The sequence below is a fragment of the Halobacterium sp. NMX12-1 genome, assembly GCF_040435975.1.
Taxonomy (GTDB): Archaea; Halobacteriota; Halobacteria; order Halobacteriales; family Halobacteriaceae; genus Halobacterium; species Halobacterium hubeiense.
In genome coordinates this window covers 504,646-519,495 of the sequence record NZ_CP159204.1, presented here as the reverse complement: position 1 = coordinate 519,495, position 14,850 = coordinate 504,646, and the positions used below count along the sequence as shown (strand labels likewise).

The window sequence follows — 14,850 nt, the reverse complement described above, 5'->3', positions numbered from 1 at the left end:
GCTGCTAGCGACGGGTAGCGCGCAGAAAAACGAAGCTCTCGTCGGCGGGGTTACTCGTTGACGACGAGCGTGTCGTCCTCGAGGTAGTGTTCGACGTGGTGGGCGTCCTCCTCGACCTGCACGAGGTTCTCGCGGACGATTTCCGCGCTGGCGTGGTCGCCGAGGTTCTGCGCGAGATCGACGTGCTCGCGCAGCGTCTCGATGATGTCGCCGTACATCTCGAGGTCGTTCTGCAGGGACGTCCGGATGTCGTAGACGTCCTCGTCCTCGGGCTCGACCGGCGACTCCTCCTGGAGGGTCGCGGGGCTGGCGTGCGGGACGCCGCCAAGCGCCTGCACGCGCTCGGCGAGCTCGTCGGCGAACTCCTCGGCGTTCGCGGCGGCGTCGCCGAGGAACAGGTGGAGGTCGCGGAACTCCGCGCCCTCGACGTTCCAGTGGTGCTTGCGGAGCTGGTGGTAGAGGACGTACGTCGCCGCGAGGTCGGCGTTCAGCGCGTCGATTACCTGTTCGGCCTTCTCCTCGTCGATGCGAAGACCTTCCGAGCCTTCGACGTCGCCGGCGTGCTTCAGCACGTGCTTCTGGGTGCTCATTACACTCCACTATTCGCCCCCATCGCACTTAAAGGTTTACCAACCGAGGAAATATATTTTGCAGACGAGAAAACAGAGTTCCCGAATCCCGTGCGACTATCGTTCGGTCTCGGGTTCGACGTACACCTTCGAGATTGCCGGATTGGCCTCCCGGAGCGCGTCTTCGAGGCTCGTTATCGCGTCGTCTATCTCCTCGGTGTCCAGCGCGGGGTCGAACGCCACGTCCGCCGTCACCAGCACCTCGTTCGGCCCGAAGTACACCGTCCGGAAGCCCGCGATGGACTCCACTTCCGGGCGCTCCTCGACGACGCGACGCAGGTCGTTCTCGTCGGCCGCCGGGAGGCTCTCACCGAGCAGCAGGCGCTTGTTCTCCCACGCCAGCGCCGCCGCGAACGCCATCAGCAGGACGCCGATGAGCAGCGCCGCCGCCGCGTCGTAGACGTGGTTGCCGGTCTGCTCGGTGAGGAAGATGCCCACCAGCGCCAGCCCGAGGCCGAGCAACGCGACGGTGTCCTCCGTGAGCGCGGTCAGCGTCGTCGTGTCGCTGGTGCGGCGGAACGCCTCCCGGAACCCGCTCCAGCCGTGGCGCTCGATCTGCCGCTGCATCTCCTTGTACGCCTTCGCGAACGCGTACATCTCGAAGCCGATGGCGCCGAGCAGCACCGCGTAGCTCGCCCACACGCCCGGGAACTCGTAGCCGAGCAGTTCGGCCTGCCGGCCGAGCACGCGCCCGTGCCCCGTGAGCGCCTCGTAGCCGTGGGAGGCGGACTCCCAGCCGGCGATGCCGAACAGCATCACGCTCACGAGGAACGAGTAGAAGAACTGCGCCTTCCCGTACCCGAACGGGTGCGAGCGCGTCGCCTCCCGCGCGCCGTACCGGATGCCGATGAGCAGAAACACCTGATTTCCGGTGTCGGAGACGGAGTGGTACACCTCCGAGAGCATCGCCGGGCTCCCGGTCACGAGGAACGCGAGGAACTTCAACACCGCAATCGCGCCGTTCGCGAACAGCGCCGCGAGCACGACGGACTTGCTACCGGCCATTTCCTCGTGATTCAGCCCGCCGACACATAGGTATTCGCCCGGCCCCAAGGCCCGGGCGTGACAGAGTACCAACCGGGCGCGTGCAACATCGGTCACGCGGAGCGACGCAGACGCTACCTGACCGGCGTCGCGGGGTTCGCCGCCGCCGCGCTGCTCGTCGCCGCCGTCGCAACCGTCCACGCCGACCGCGCGTGGCTGCTCGCCGCCGTCGCGCCGCTGTTCGTCGGCTTCCTCGGCGTCCTGCAGGCGCGGGCGCGGTTCTGCGTCGGCTTCGCGATGGCGGGCGTCTTCGACGTCAGCGCTTCCGGCGAACGGCGCCAGCCGGCGCCGGAAGCCGGCCAGCGCGCCGACCGCAAGCGCGCTATCGTCCTCTCCGTGAAGGCGCTCGCCGCGGCGACCGTCGGCGCGCTCGCGCTCTACCTCGCTGCCGGCGCGCTCGCGTAACCAAACAGTCACGGCCGCGCGGCCGCTACGACCGAGCATGATAGCCGTTCTGTCCGACACGCACAGCACGGACGGGCACGACTTACAGGGGCGAGCACTCGACGCCGTGCGGGACGCGGAGCTCGTGATACACGCCGGCGACTTCACCACGGAGACGGCGCTCGACGCGTTCTACGACGCCGCCGACCAGCTGTTCGCGGTCCACGGCAACGCCGACGAGCCCGCGGTCCGCGACCGCCTCCCCGAAGCGCGGACGCTGGAAGCGGGCGGCCTCCGCGTCGCGGTCACGCACCGCCAGCGCGGCGGCACCACCGGCTTGGCGATGTTCGGGCGGGAGCGCGGCGCGGACCTCGTGGTGTCGGGACACACCCACCAGCCGACGGTGACCGAGACAGAAGACGTGACGTTGCTGAATCCCGGGAGTCACGCCGACCCGCGCGGCAACCCCGCGGCGCACGCCGAGTTGCACCCCGACAACGGGGGCGTGCGCGGCGAGATTCGGGACCGCGACGGGAGCGTCCTCCGGGAGTTCCGCGTGGAGGGGCAGTAGCGTCAGCGGGGCAGGCCGGGGGAGCCTGTACCACGTCGTACGCTCGGTGGTATCAAATAGCCGACGCAGACTCAAAACGCGATTTTACCATCGGGCTATCGCGCGTAGTACGCGACGCCGACGAGCGCGAGCACGAGGAGGCCGCCGAGGAAGAATACCGCCCCCGGCGGGAGCGACGCGGCGGCGCCGGCGGCCGCCGCCGCGGGCTGGTCGGTCTCCGCGACGAGCGCCGACATCTCGCCGGTCGTCCCGGACCCGCCGCTCCCCGCGGTTCCGGGCGCCTGCAGTCCGGAGCCGACGAACTGCTGGACGAGCAGGCTCGCGACGCCCAGCACGCCGACCGCGCCGAGCAGGTTCGCGAGCGCCGACCGCACGGACTTGCTCTCCTCCTCGTCGCCCGCGAACAACACCACTGGCGCGTCGGCGGGCGCGTACACGCTCATCTCGCGGCCCTTCGCGGAGTAGCGGGTGTCGCACTCCTCGACGAGGTCGGCGTCCTCCAGCTTCCCGAGGTGGTACTGGGCGTTCTGGAGCGAGGTCTCGCACTCCTCGGCGAGCTCCGAGGGGGTCGCCGGCGCGTCGTGGAGCGCGCCGTAGAGGTCGCGGGCGGTCCCCGAGGAGAGCGCCGACAGGAGGCGGTCGGCGTCCTCGGAGTCGACGCCGACCACGCGGGGCTCGCCCTCGGGGTCGTCGGCCTCCGAGCGGGAGGGCAGCAGGCCGGACATACCCCCGCTTCGAGTCGCAGGCCAATCAGTTTTTCCTGACACGACGGCCGCTCGCCGCGTCCGTGGGTCTCAGTCGTTCGCTCCGTTCCCCTCTGACCCACGCTCGCGGGGGAAACGACTAATGCCCGCGGGTCGAACGCGGAGGTATGGTGGAACTCGGTCCCGCGTTCTACGTCCTCGCCGCCGCGTTCCTGTTGTTCGTGTTCTTCCTGTTCATGTTCCTCCGGCGCACGCTCACCGGCTTCAAGGAGGGCTTCGAGAGCGGGAAGCGCGGCGACGGCTAGAGCGCGCGCTCGACGGCGTCGATGGCGGCCGCGACGTCCTCGTCGTCCACGTCGAGGTGCGTGCAGAACCGAATCGTGTGCTCGCCGAACTCCGAGCCGCGGACGCCCTCCTGCTCGCAACGCTCCAACAGCGCCGCCGCGGTCTCGCCCGTCCCGGTCGTGTCCACGAGCACGATGTTCGTGTCCGGCTCCGCGACGGAGAGCCCGTCGAGGTCGTCGAGCCCGGCTGCGAGTTCCTTCGCGCGCTCGTGGTCGACGTGGAGCCGGTCGCGGTTCGCCAGTGCCTCCAGCCCGGGCGCGGCGATGACGCCGGCCTGCCGCATCCCGCCGCCCATGAGCTTGCGGACGCGGCGCGCCTCCTCGACGAACTCCTCGCTGCCCGCGAGCATCGACCCCACGGGCGCGCCCAGCCCCTTCGAGAGGCAGAACATCACGGAGTCCACGGGCGCCAGTAGCTCGGCGGCGTCGGCGTCGAGCGCGGTCACGGCGTTGAACAGGCGCGCGCCGTCCACGTGGACCGGCACGCCGAGGTCGTGGGCGGCCTCGGCCGCCGCCGCGACATCGTCGGCCGGCACCGGGACGCCGCCCTTCACGTTGTGCGTGTTCTCCAGACAGAGCAGTCCCGTGCCCGCGCGGTGGAGGTCCTCCGCGACGAAGCCGTCCCGGACCTGCTCGGGGGTCGGCGCGCCGTTCGCGCCGCCGTCGTACGTCCGCACCTGCAGGTTCGAGTGCTGGGCGAACCCGCCCAGCTCGTACTTGTAGACGTGGCTCTCGGCCTCGACGAGCGCCTCCTGCCCGCGGTCGGTGTGGACGCGGGCGGCAATCTGGTTGCCCATCGTCCCCGTCGGCACGTACATCGCGGCCTCCTTGCCGACCGCCTCGGCCGCGCGCCGCTCCAGTTCGTTGACCGTCGGGTCCTCGCCGTAGACGTCGTCCCCGACCTCGGCGTCGGCCGCGGCCGCCCGCATCTCCTCGCTCGGCGTCGTCACCGTGTCGCTGCGCAGGTCTATCACGTGCGTCCGTCCGCACTGCAACGGCAAAAGTCAGGCGTCACGGCACCGCTTCGATTCGAAAAGTCCTTCCGGTCGTTCGCGCGAAACGTGGCGTATGGACGACCGCATCCACCGTCACGCCGAAATCATCGTCGACCGCGCCATCGACCTCCAGCCCGAGGAGAACGTCGTGGTGAGCCTGCCGCCGGTCGCCGAGGACCTCGCCGTCGCCCTCTACGAGGAGATCGGGAAGGTCGGCGCCAACCCCGTGATGCTCGCGCGCGGCGACCGCGGCATCGGCACGGACCGCGCCGCCCGCGCGTACCTCCGCGAGGTCGACCCCGACGACCTCACCGAGCCCGAACACCTCCTGTCGCTGTTCGAGCACGCCGACGCCGCCGTCGTCGGCCGCCCCCACGAGAACGTCAGCGAGCAGAGCGACGTCAGCACGGAGGTCGGCTCCGCGTTTGCCGCCGCCTACCGCGACGTGCTGAACGCCCGCCTCGACACGAAGTGGTGTCTCACGCACTACCCCGCGCCCGCCGACGCCCAGCTCGCGGAGATGTCCACGGAAGCCTACGAGGACTTCGTCTACGACGCGATGCTCAAAGACTGGGACGAGGTCGAGGCCCACCAGGAGCAGATGGTCGAGATTCTCGACCCCGCCGAGGAGGTCCGCATCGTCTCCGGCGACACGACGGACGTCACGATGAGCGTGAAGGATATGGTGACGCTGAACGACTGCGGGACGAACAACCTCCCCGCGGGCGAGGTGTTCACCGCGCCCGTCCCCGACTCCGTCGAGGGCGAAGTCCTCTTCGACAAGCCGGTCTACCACCAGGCCCGCGAGATTCAGGGTGCGTGGCTGCAATTCGAGGACGGCGAGGTCGTGGACTTCAGCGCCGACCAGAACGAGGACGTCCTCGAAGGCATCCTCGAAACGGACGACGGCGCGCGCCGGCTCGGGGAGCTGGGCATCGGGATGAACCGAGACATCGACCGGTTCACGTACAACATGCTGTTCGACGAGAAGATGGGCGACACCGTCCACATGGCGCTCGGCCGCGCGTACCCCGCGACGGTCGGCGACGGCGTCGAACAGAACGACTCCGCGAAGCACGTCGATATGATCGTGGACATGAGCGAGGACTCCTACATCGAGGTCGACGGGGAAATCGTCCAGCGCAACGGGACGTTCAAATTCGAAGACGGGTTCGAGGAATAGCGGTCTTTTTAGCGTAGATTTTTGCGGCGCGAGCGGAGCGAGCGCCGGAAAAAGGTACGTGTAAGTCGTCCAGCGCAACGGGACGTTCAAATTCGAAGACGGGTTCGAAGAGTAGCGCGGGGCCGAACGTCGTGAGGGCCCGCGGGAAAGACGAGCGGCGAACGGAGTGAGCCGCGAGGACGCGGTCCTGTTGCAGGGCGAGGCACGTCGTGCGGTTGTCTTCTCGGTTACTCTGCTGTTTTTCGCGTCCTGCCGAACGCAGTGAGGCAGGGCTCGCTCTCTCGGCATAGATTCTTGCGGCGCGAGGAAAACGAGATGCCACAAAGCGTATGGCGCGTTCGTGTCGTCGCCGGCTCGACGGAACGCCCGCTACCGCCGTCTAATAGCAGTTTCCGCGGCTGACGTGTTATCATTTACCAACCCTCGTTTTAAGACAGTGGCGTGTGTATACGTGGCACGTGCCAAAGCTCGACTGCCCTGACTGTGGTCGCGGCATCGCGATGCACGAACTCGAAACGCGAACTGTCGCCCAGACCACGGGATTCGAGACGAGCTACCGCTGCCCGTTCTGCCGCGCCGACTTCGAGGAAGTCGCTCAGTTGATGTGAGTCCTCGACGGTGCGTTCGGCGAACCGTGCGGCCGGCTGGCGGGCCGCCGCGCGTGCCGCTGCCGAGCCGCGGGCACGACCACTCCGATTCTCGCGATAGCGGCCGCTAGTCGCTCGTTCCGTTGCTCTCGGTACAGAGCATACGCGCGGCGAAGCCGCGCGTTTCACTGCGCGAACGAGCGAAGCGAGTGAGCGCAGGACGTTTTTAGCGTGCTTCCGAGCGGAGCGAGGACGGGCTCGGGAGAGCAAAGCTCTCCCGGCGTAGCTTTTTGCGAGGAGTGGTCGCCGAAGGCGACCCGACGAAGTAAAAAGGTACGCGGGCACGGAGGGATTCGAACCCCCGGCATTTCGGTTAGAAGCCGAACGCTCTGTCCGAACTGAGCTACGTGCCCTGCCGGGAGGTACAGGCGACGCGAGTAAAAACCGACGGGTTCCCGGCGTGGAGTCGAAGCACACAGGTACGGGCGGCCGCTACGTCGGTGTAATGAGAGTCATCGGTACCGTGGGGATGCCGGGCAGCGGCAAGAGCGAGGCCGCCGCCGTCGCCGAGGAGCTCGGCGTGCCCGTCGTCATCATGGGCGACGTCATTCGGCAGGAGTGCCGGGACCGCGGCCTCGACCCGGCGGAGCACCACGGGCGCATCGCACAGGCGCTCCGCGAGGAGAACGGCCCGGGCGCCATCGCCGAGCGCTCGCTTCCGATTATCCGCGACCACCTCGAAGACAGCGACGTGGTGCTCGTTGACGGCATCCGGTCGGGCGTGGAGGTCGAGCAGTTCCGCGAGGCGTTCGACGGCGCGTTCACGCTCGTGGAAGTGTACGCGCCCTACGACCTGCGCCGCGAGCGCATCGAGAGCCGGGACCGTCCCGGCGACGTCGACGGCGAGCCGCTCGCGGCGCGCGAGGAGCGCGAGAAGGGCTTCGGGATGGACGAGGCCATCGAGGCCGCGGACGTTCGCGTGGAGAACACGGGGAGCCTCGAGGAGTTCCACGAGCGCGTCACCGAACTCCTCACCGAGGAAGTCGGAGACCCGCCGGCGGACGCGGAAGCGGAGGTGGGGGAGTCGTGAGTGACGACGAGGGCGTCCTCTACAGCGTGGACGTGGAGCTGTCCGCGCCCGTCAAGCCGACGGAGGTCACGGACCGCGTCGTCGAGACGATTACCGGGCTGTTCCCGGCCGCGGAGGTCGAGACGCACGGAGACAGCGTCACCGCGGAGTGCCACGACGTCGAGCAGTTCCGCGAGCAGCTGTTCGAGCAGCGCATCCTCGACACGGCTCGGAAGGAGTTCCTCCGCAACAGCACCGAGGCGGGGTTCAGTTTCGACCTGAAGAAGCAGGCGGCGTACGTCGGGAAGGTGAACTTCTCGGTTGGGAGCCCGGACGAACTCGGCGACCTCCACGTCGAGGTCACGGTGAACGAGCCCGACGTGGAATCCTTCATCGCGTACCTCGCCCCCCAGACCGAGGACGGCGAACCCGTCGAAATCGACGAGTAGCCTACGCGAGCAGGACGGCGATTGCGACCGCGATGAAGACGACTTTTGCGGCGACGTTGACGGCGATGACCTTCGACCCGAAGCGCGCCCCCCAGATGCCGTACTGGAACGGAATCGAGCGCTTGAACGTCGAGACGGCGAACGAGACGACGCCGCCGACGAGCATCGTCGCGACGGCCTCGCGGGCGGTGAACGTGCCCGGTACCTGTGGCGCGATGAAGATTGCGCCGGTCGTCGTGTCCACGGCGAACGTCGCGATGGCGGGCACGCTCGCGGACGGCAACCCGATTAGCTCGGTGAGCGGCGCGGCGGCGGACGTGTACTCGGTGACGTCGTAGGCGGTCGTGAGGTAGACGACCGCGGTGTAGACGATTGCGAGCCGCGGCACGATGCTGAACAGTTTTCCCCTCGTCTTCGCGAGCGCGTCCCGGACGGCCTCGCCGCGGGTCTGGTCGCCGTCGCCGGGGAGGTCTACGTCCGCGTCGGTGGCGGGCGCGACGTTGCGCTCCGTGAGGAACAGCGCGCCGGCGAGCACGCCGACGAGCGTGATGGCGAGGCTGACGCCCGCCCGCGCGCCGACGTACGTCAGCCCGACCTCCAGCCCGAGAATCGGAATCAGGACGGGCGCGTAGAACGTGAAGATGTGCTGGACGAACCCGAAGAACGTGTTGATGGTCACCGCAATCAGGGTGGCGCGGTCGTCGAGCACGCCGGCGTCCCGGTACTCCTTGAGCATCCCGTAGCCGGCGGTCGGCGACGCTGTTGTCGCGAGGATTGCCGTGCCGACCTCGTCCGGGAGGTTCGCGGGACCGGTCAGGGGTTTCGCGAACCGGGCGACGTACTCCACGGCGCCGAACGCGACCGCGAGGTTCGCCAGCGTCAGCCCCACTGCGATGGCCAGCGAGACCGCCGCGACGCGCGGGAGGACGTCCCCGAGGAGTGCCGCGAGTTGCACGTCCGATGGTTCGCACGCGGGCGAATTACCGGTGTCGGTCTCGGGCTACACGACGGCGCCGACGACCAGCAGGAAGACGACGACGCCGAGCACGTCGCAGGTCGTGGTGACGACCGGAACGACGACGTCGTCGGGGTCCAGTTGGAGCTGGAAGGCGGCGTAGGTCGCGGTGGTCGCGATGGCGACGGCGACGACCGCGAGCAGGAGGCCCGAGGCCGCCGCGATGAAGACGACCGTCCCGAGCGCGAGCGCGGCGTCGCCGAGCGCGTAGCGGGCGAGCCACGCGCCCGCGCCGACCGCGGGGAACAGCGTGGCGGCGAGCGCGAACGTCGCGGCGGCGTTCCCGGCGAGTTCGTCGTCGGTCGGGGCGAACGCGAGCGTGCCGAGGTGGAACGCCGTCGAGAGCCGGCTGGCGAGCACGCTCCCGAGGTTGCCCGCGACGGCGATGATGCCGGGGACGAGCGTCAGCAGCGACGGGTACCGCGTGAGGACGGCGCGGCTCCCGTCCAGCACGAGCCCGCCCCAGAGTTCGACCACGGTGAGCACGGCCAACAGCGGGAACGTCGCGGCGACGATTCCCTTGACGCTCCACTCCTCGGGCACTCACACCACCCCGGCGGCGATGGCGAGGCGCGCGCCCGCGAGCATCGTCGCGATGCCGATGACGTCGCCGGTCGTGGTGACGACCGGACCCGCCAGCGCGTCCGGATTGAGACCGCGGCGGAAGCCCACGAACACGGTAACGATGACGACGAGCGTGAGCCCCGCGCCCGAGAGCACGCCGGCGACGAGCGCGACGACGAGCAGCGCGGCCAGCGGGGCGACGGGCAAGTCGAGTGCGTGGCGGATGCCGTACCCGACGACGGCGGCGACCGCGGAGATGACGACGCCGTTGAGCATCGCGGCGGCGACCGCCGAGCGCACGCGTTCGTCCGGAATCGAGAGTTCGGGTTCGACCAGCCCCTGATGGAGGCCGGTCGCAAGTCGCGCGCCCAGCGACCCGTAGACGCTCCCGCGGGTCGCCAGCAGCGCGGGGACGATGGTGAGCAGGCCGGGGACGACCGTGAGTTCGCGCTCCATCCCGCCGAGCACGACCCCGGAGAAGACGCTCGCGACCGCGGACAGCACGAGGATGCCGAACGCCTCGCGGTAGGCGTCCTCGGCGACCGCGCGAATGGGCATGGCCGAGTGCACGCGTCCGCCCGGGAAAAAACCCGCCGGCGGGCGTGGCTTTTTGCGGCGCGCGCCCGTACCGGTGGTCGTGAGCGAGGACCCCGAGACGGTCGCCGAGCGGCTCCGCGAGCGCGCGCGCCGCCTCCGCGAGCGGGCGGTCGCCGAACACGCCGACGCCCCCCTGATGCTGGACCCGCAGCCCATCGACCCCCCGCCGCACGCCACCGACGACCCGTTCCCGTCGTCCGTCGAGGAACAACTCGACCGGCTGCCCGGCGTCGGCGGCCTCGTCGTTATCGACGAGGGGCGCGTGCTGGGCGTCAAGCAGGGCTACCGGGACGGCTGGACGAACCCGGGCGGCGCTCAGGACCCCGGCGAGTCGCTCGCCGAGACGGCGGTCCGGGAGACCCGCGAGGAGACGAACATCGAAGCGGAGGTGACGGGGGTGCTGTACGCGCGGGACTTCGCCATCGACTACGGCGGCCCCGAGCGCGTCCACGTGCCACTGGTCGTGTTCACGGGGCGACGCGTCGGCGGTAGCCGGGCGGCGCCGCTCGTGCGCGTCTCCTCGGGCGAACCCGAAATCGAGGACGTCCGCTGGTTCGACGCCGAGAGCCTCCCCGCGGACTTCCGGGACCGCGAGCTAATTTTGGAGCTACTGTAAGCCGTCTGTCCGCAGGAGGTAGACGAGCGCGCCCGCGCCGCCGAACACGACCGCGCCCGCGAGCCACAGCGCCCGCTTGGGCTGGTCGGTGCCGTGGCGGTCAGCGCGCGCGTCGAGGTAGACGCCGACCGGAGCGAGCGCCCACGCGTGCGCGAACACGGTCGCGCCGACGGGGAACGTGAGGTCGAACGCCGCGAGCGCCAGCCCCACCGCGAACGCGACGACCGTCCCCGCGAGGAGGTCCTGCCAGACGGTCTCGGCGTCCGCCGGCGCGTCGACGACCGCCGCCTTCCGCGCGAGGTACGCCACGGCGACGGCGACGTTCACGACGGGGACGGCGCCGCCGGCCGCCCACGGGAGCGGGCGCGGCGACCACGTCGCGTCGTGGGTCTGCCACGCGTCGTAGCCCAGCGCGCACGCGAGCGCGACGGCCGCCGCGACGAACAGCGGCGTCGCCGCCCACGCGTAGGCTGCCCCGACGAGGAAGAACGCGAGCAGGCCGGCGAGCGCGCCCGCGCCGATTGCGACCGCCGCCAGCGAGTGCGTGTCCACGCTCGCCGGCGTCGCCCGCCGGTGGAGTCGCTGCGTCCCGTCCACGTCCACGCGGTACGCGCCGTCCCGCGATTCGAGGGCGACGCGCGCCCCGTCGAGCGCGCCCGGATTGCCGGACGGCTCGCCGACCGCGTCCAGCACGCGCGCCAGCCGGCTCCCGGCGTGGCCGCCGCTCGGCCACGCCTCGAAGACGCGAACCGTCTCGGGCGCGTCCTCGGGTGACTCGGCCTCGCGCTCGGCGACGAGTTCGAGCGCGTGACTGGCGTCCACGTCGAAGGGGTAGGCGTCGGGCACCTCCTCGGCCGGCACGCGGGTCACTCGCTGGACGCGCGCGTGCCGTGGGGACGACTGGCGTGACGCCATTCACACCGAGGTACGCGCCCCACGGCAAAACAGTACTGGTCGCCGGCCTCAGAACATCCCGCCGAAGCCGCCGCCTCCGCCGCCACCGCCGCCCTGCTGCATCTGCTTCATCATGCGCTGCATGTCGCCGTCGCCCATCCCCTGGAACTGCTTCATCGTCTGGGACATCATCTTGTGCTGGTCGAGCAGCTCCCGGATGGTGTCCTCACTCTTCCCGGAGCCTTTCGCGATGCGCCGCACCTGCGAGGCGCCGATAGAGCGGGGGTTCTCCAGTTCCTCCTCGGTCATCGAGTCCATGATGACCTCGAAGTTCCGCATGCGCTCCTGGGTGACGTCCATCGCGTCGTCCGGGAGCTGGTCCATCAGGCCGCCGCCCATCCCCGGAATCATGTCCATCACCTGGTCGAGGGGGCCCATGTTGTCCATGGCCTCCATCTGCTTGCGCATGTCCTTGAGGGTGAACTCCCCCTTCATCAGGTCCTCGGGGTCCCAGTCCTCGTCTTCCTCTAAGCCCGTCTCCTCCATCGCGCGCTCGACGCGCTCGGTGAGCTGCTTGAGGTCGCCCATCCCGAGCAGCCGCGAGATGAACGAGTCGGGCTCGAAGCGCTCGATGTCCTGAACGGTCTCCCCGCTCCCGAGGAACGCGATGGTCGAGCCCGTCTCGTCGACGGCCGTCAGCGCACCGCCACCCTTCGCCGTCCCGTCGAGCTTCGTGATGGCGACGCCGTCGATGCCGATGGAGTCGTCGAACTCGCGGGCCTGGTCTTTCGCGCCCTGCCCGATTGCGGCGTCCAGCACGAGCAGGCTGCGGTCGGGCTCGACCGCCGACTCGATGTCCTCGATTTCGTTGATGAGGTCGTCTTCGAGCGCGTGACGGCCCGCCGTGTCCACGATGTGGACGTCCGCGTCCTCGGTGGCTTCGAGGCCGTCGCGGGCGATTTTCACGGGGTCGTCCTCGTCGGGGTCGCCGTAGAACGCGACCTCCGCGCGTTCGGTCATCTGCTTGGCCTGGTCGTAGGCGCCCGGGCGGAACGTGTCCGTCTGGATGACCGCGGGGCGCAGCCCCTTCTTCGAGAACCACCACGCCATCTTCGCCGCGGTCGTCGTCTTCCCCGAGCCCTGCAGGCCCGCCAGCAGGATTGTCTGGTTCTCCAGCGGGATCTCCGTGGACTCGCCGACGAGGTCCACGAGCTCCTCGTAGACGATGCGGAGGACGTGGTCGCGGGCGGACGTTCCGCCCGGCGGCTCCTCCTCCAGCGCGCGTTCTTCGATGGAGTCCGATAGCTCCATCACGAGGCTCACGTCGACGTCGGCTTGGAGCAGCGACCGCTGAATCTCCTTGACGATTTCGTCGACGTCCTCCTCGGAGATGCGGGACTTCCCACGGAGCTTGTCGAGTGTCCCCCGCAGGGAACTCCCGAGGTCGTCGAGTACCATTATTACCCACTGATAGGCGACGGGGGCGTAAGAGCCTTTTTCTGCGAAGCGTGCCCGACCGTAGGGAGGGCACGTTAATGCGAGCGGGGAGCGATAGCGACCCGCGAGTAGTGTGGCTGACCACAGGGAGCCCGCCGGAGCAGTCGGTACGTTCAACCGCGGCGACGCCGTACGTCTGTTCGTGCCTACGTACGCTACGAGAGCGCTCGTCTCCGTGCTCTGCGAGCTCGCGGCGGACGCCGACCCAGACAGCATCTCGGTGCGGCTCGCCGCGACGCCCGCGGGCGACCTCCGCGCGACGGACGGCGCGCTGGAACTGGACCCGGCGACGCCGGTGCTCTCGGAGTTCTACTTCCCGGACGCGGGCAGTTCGCTGTCCGGCGTCTTCGGGATGGACCTCGCGGCGCCGACCGGGCAGACGGCGGGCCGGTTCGTCTCGCACCCGGACGGCGACCCGACGGTCTCGGTGACCGACGACCTCCACGCGACCGTGCTGGTGGCGGTGCCGCCGTGGGATGCTGGCGACGTGCGCGCGTACGACCGCGACGACGAACGACTCGACCTCGTGCTCGTGGACGCGGAGACGCCGGACCCCGAGACGCCGCTCTGACGAGCGCCGCGGCTGGGCGGCGTGGAAGAACGAAGAACCGGGGCATCAGTCTTCGAGCAGGTCGTCGACGAGCGCCTCCGGGTCGAACTTCTGGATGTCGTCGTACCCCTGCCCGGTGCCGAGGAACAGAATCGGCTTCCCGGTGACGTGCGACACCGAGATGGCGGCGCCGCCCTGACTGTCCGCGTCGGCCATCGTCAGAATCGTGCCGTCGATGCTCGCGGCGTCGTCGAACTCGCGAGCGCGGTTGACGGCGTCCTGACCCGCGACCGCTTCGTCGACGAACACCGTGTAGTCGGGGTCGACGACGCGGTCGAGCTTCTCCAGTTGCGTCATCAGGTCGCTGGACGTGTGCAGCCGGCCGGCCGTGTCGCCGAGCACGACGTCGATGTCGTTGGCTTCGGCGTACTCCACGGCGTCGTAGACGACCGCGGTCGGGTCGCCGCCCTGCTCGTGGCTGATGAGCTTCACGCCGAGGTTGTCGGCGTGCTCCTGCAACTGCTCGTTCGCGCCGGCGCGATAGGTGTCGCCGTTCGCCAGCACGACCGAGTACCCCTGGTCTTCCAGGCGCTTCGCGAGCTTCGCGATGGTCGTCGTCTTCCCGACGCCGTTGACGCCCGTGAACACGACCGTCACCGGCTTCTCCGACTCGGCGATGGCCTCCTCGAAGTCGAAGCCGTTCACGTCGATGACCGACAACAGCGCGTCGCGGAGCGCGTCCTCCACGAGCGCGCCGGTGCTCTCCGTGAACTTGCGCTCCTCGCCGACGAGGTCGTCCCGAATCTGGTCGAGAATCTCCTCGGCGACGCTCATCTCCACGTCGCTCTCCAGCAACGCGAGCTCGAGCTCGCGCAGCGGGCCGTCGAGGTCCTCCTCGTCGATGACGACGCGCCCGCGCGCCAGCGACGACGCCTTGCTCACGAACCCGCCGCTGGAACTGTCGGACGCCTCGGTTTCCGCGTCGGATTCCGCCGACTCGTCCTCGACGTCGGCCGATTCCGCGTCGGCCTCCGCGGCGTCTGCCTCGGCGTCGGCTTCGGCGGCCTCGTCGCTGTCGAGTTCTTCGGCGTTCTCCTCCGCGACCTCCTCGGCGTCCTCGCGGAAGTTCGAGAGTTTGTCCTTCAGCCCGTCGAACAT

19 protein-coding genes and 1 tRNA gene are annotated in these 14,850 nt (G+C 69.5%); 9 read left to right on the top strand and 11 right to left on the bottom strand.

Annotated features, from left to right (window positions below; genetic code table 11):
• Positions 1 to 50 precede the first annotated feature (50 nt).
• Together dpsA and ABSL23_RS04190 are read right to left on the bottom strand one after the other, a co-directional pair.
• Positions 51 to 590: a DNA starvation/stationary phase protection protein DpsA gene (dpsA, locus tag ABSL23_RS04195; RefSeq protein ID WP_353634828.1), complete on the bottom strand. Its 540-nt coding sequence runs from the start codon at positions 588 to 590 to the stop codon at positions 51 to 53.
• A gap of 96 nt (positions 591 to 686) precedes the next feature.
• Positions 687 to 1,634, bottom strand: a complete 948-nt coding sequence (locus ABSL23_RS04190; RefSeq protein ID WP_353634827.1) for a cation diffusion facilitator family transporter — start codon at positions 1,632 to 1,634, stop codon at positions 687 to 689.
• 57 nt (positions 1,635 to 1,691) lie between these two features.
• Here ABSL23_RS04190 and ABSL23_RS04185 point away from each other — a divergent pair, with 57 nt between their 5' ends.
• Positions 1,692 to 2,078 carry a hypothetical protein gene (locus tag ABSL23_RS04185; RefSeq protein ID WP_353634826.1) on the top strand — a complete coding sequence of 129 codons (387 nt, stop codon included), beginning with the start codon at positions 1,692 to 1,694 and terminating at the stop codon, positions 2,076 to 2,078.
• A gap of 37 nt (positions 2,079 to 2,115) precedes the next feature.
• A complete protein-coding gene (locus ABSL23_RS04180; RefSeq protein WP_353634825.1) occupies positions 2,116 to 2,628 on the top strand; it encodes a metallophosphoesterase in 513 nt (170 codons plus the stop codon).
• A 95-nt stretch (positions 2,629 to 2,723) separates the two neighbouring features.
• Here the strand turns inward: ABSL23_RS04180 and ABSL23_RS04175 are convergent, their stop codons facing one another.
• Positions 2,724 to 3,353: a helix-turn-helix domain-containing protein gene (locus ABSL23_RS04175; protein ID WP_353634824.1), complete on the bottom strand. Its 630-nt coding sequence runs from the start codon at positions 3,351 to 3,353 to the stop codon at positions 2,724 to 2,726.
• 146 nt (positions 3,354 to 3,499) lie between these two features.
• Between ABSL23_RS04175 and ABSL23_RS04170 the strand changes: the two genes are divergently transcribed.
• On the top strand, positions 3,500 to 3,637 hold the full coding sequence (locus ABSL23_RS04170) for a hypothetical protein (protein WP_169793415.1): 138 nt from the start codon (positions 3,500 to 3,502) through the stop codon (positions 3,635 to 3,637).
• Here ABSL23_RS04170 and ABSL23_RS04165 read toward each other — a convergent pair.
• The gene (locus ABSL23_RS04165) at positions 3,634 to 4,650 is read right to left on the bottom strand and encodes a low specificity L-threonine aldolase (protein WP_353634823.1); all 1,017 of its coding nucleotides are present in this window, start codon (positions 4,648 to 4,650) and stop codon (positions 3,634 to 3,636) included. The two genes, ABSL23_RS04170 and ABSL23_RS04165, sit on opposite strands and share 4 nt — an antisense overlap.
• A gap of 94 nt (positions 4,651 to 4,744) precedes the next feature.
• Between ABSL23_RS04165 and ABSL23_RS04160 the strand changes: the two genes are divergently transcribed.
• Entirely contained in the window at positions 4,745 to 5,854 is a 1,110-nt protein-coding gene (locus ABSL23_RS04160) for an aminopeptidase (RefSeq protein ID WP_353634822.1), read from the top strand.
• Between the two features lie 458 nt (positions 5,855 to 6,312).
• Positions 6,313 to 6,462, top strand: a complete 150-nt coding sequence (locus ABSL23_RS04155) for a hypothetical protein (RefSeq protein WP_157534004.1) — start codon at positions 6,313 to 6,315, stop codon at positions 6,460 to 6,462.
• A gap of 317 nt (positions 6,463 to 6,779) precedes the next feature.
• Here the strand turns inward: ABSL23_RS04155 and ABSL23_RS04150 are convergent.
• Positions 6,780 to 6,854: transfer RNA gene (locus ABSL23_RS04150), tRNA-Arg, on the bottom strand.
• Between the two features lie 92 nt (positions 6,855 to 6,946).
• Here ABSL23_RS04150 and ABSL23_RS04145 point away from each other — a divergent pair.
• Both ABSL23_RS04145 and ABSL23_RS04140 read left to right on the top strand, forming a co-directional pair.
• Positions 6,947 to 7,531, top strand: a complete 585-nt coding sequence (locus ABSL23_RS04145) for an AAA family ATPase (protein ID WP_353634821.1) — start codon at positions 6,947 to 6,949, stop codon at positions 7,529 to 7,531.
• Positions 7,528 to 7,959 (top strand): RNA-binding domain-containing protein, encoded by a 432-nt coding sequence (locus tag ABSL23_RS04140; protein WP_059057944.1) that lies wholly within the window; start codon positions 7,528 to 7,530, stop codon positions 7,957 to 7,959. Before ABSL23_RS04145 ends, ABSL23_RS04140 begins: the two co-directional genes overlap by 4 nt.
• Before the next feature lies 1 nt (position 7,960).
• On the opposite strand, the gene ABSL23_RS04135 is transcribed toward ABSL23_RS04140, so the two are convergent.
• From ABSL23_RS04135 to ABSL23_RS04125, 3 genes are read right to left on the bottom strand one after another with little or no spacing between them, the layout of a single operon-like run.
• Positions 7,961 to 8,914 (bottom strand): hypothetical protein, encoded by a 954-nt coding sequence (locus ABSL23_RS04135; protein WP_353634820.1) that lies wholly within the window; start codon positions 8,912 to 8,914, stop codon positions 7,961 to 7,963.
• A gap of 45 nt (positions 8,915 to 8,959) precedes the next feature.
• The gene (locus ABSL23_RS04130) at positions 8,960 to 9,517 is read right to left on the bottom strand and encodes a magnesium transporter (RefSeq protein ID WP_059057942.1); all 558 of its coding nucleotides are present in this window, start codon (positions 9,515 to 9,517) and stop codon (positions 8,960 to 8,962) included.
• Positions 9,518 to 10,096, bottom strand: a complete 579-nt coding sequence (locus ABSL23_RS04125) for a magnesium transporter (protein WP_353634819.1) — start codon at positions 10,094 to 10,096, stop codon at positions 9,518 to 9,520.
• A 79-nt stretch (positions 10,097 to 10,175) separates the two neighbouring features.
• On the opposite strand from ABSL23_RS04125, the gene ABSL23_RS04120 reads away from it, so the two are divergent.
• Positions 10,176 to 10,751, top strand: coding sequence for an NUDIX domain-containing protein (locus ABSL23_RS04120; RefSeq protein WP_353634818.1), 576 nt, complete (start codon positions 10,176 to 10,178; stop codon positions 10,749 to 10,751).
• Here the strand turns inward: ABSL23_RS04120 and ABSL23_RS04115 are convergent.
• Both ABSL23_RS04115 and ABSL23_RS04110 read right to left on the bottom strand, forming a co-directional pair.
• Complete coding sequence (locus tag ABSL23_RS04115; RefSeq protein WP_353634817.1) at positions 10,743 to 11,666, bottom strand: hypothetical protein; 924 nt, start codon at positions 11,664 to 11,666, stop codon at positions 10,743 to 10,745. The genes ABSL23_RS04120 and ABSL23_RS04115 overlap by 9 nt on opposite strands.
• Before the next feature lie 48 nt (positions 11,667 to 11,714).
• Positions 11,715 to 13,103 carry a signal recognition particle protein Srp54 gene (locus tag ABSL23_RS04110; RefSeq protein ID WP_059057938.1) on the bottom strand — a complete coding sequence of 463 codons (1,389 nt, stop codon included), beginning with the start codon at positions 13,101 to 13,103 and terminating at the stop codon, positions 11,715 to 11,717.
• A gap of 181 nt (positions 13,104 to 13,284) precedes the next feature.
• Here ABSL23_RS04110 and ABSL23_RS04105 point away from each other — a divergent pair, with 181 nt between their 5' ends.
• Positions 13,285 to 13,713, top strand: coding sequence for a hypothetical protein (locus ABSL23_RS04105; RefSeq protein WP_353634816.1), 429 nt, complete (start codon positions 13,285 to 13,287; stop codon positions 13,711 to 13,713).
• Positions 13,714 to 13,758: 45 nt separating this feature from the next.
• On the opposite strand, the gene ftsY is transcribed toward ABSL23_RS04105, so the two are convergent.
• Positions 13,759 to 14,850 (bottom strand): signal recognition particle-docking protein FtsY, encoded by a 1,092-nt coding sequence (gene ftsY / locus ABSL23_RS04100; protein WP_353634815.1) that lies wholly within the window; start codon positions 14,848 to 14,850, stop codon positions 13,759 to 13,761.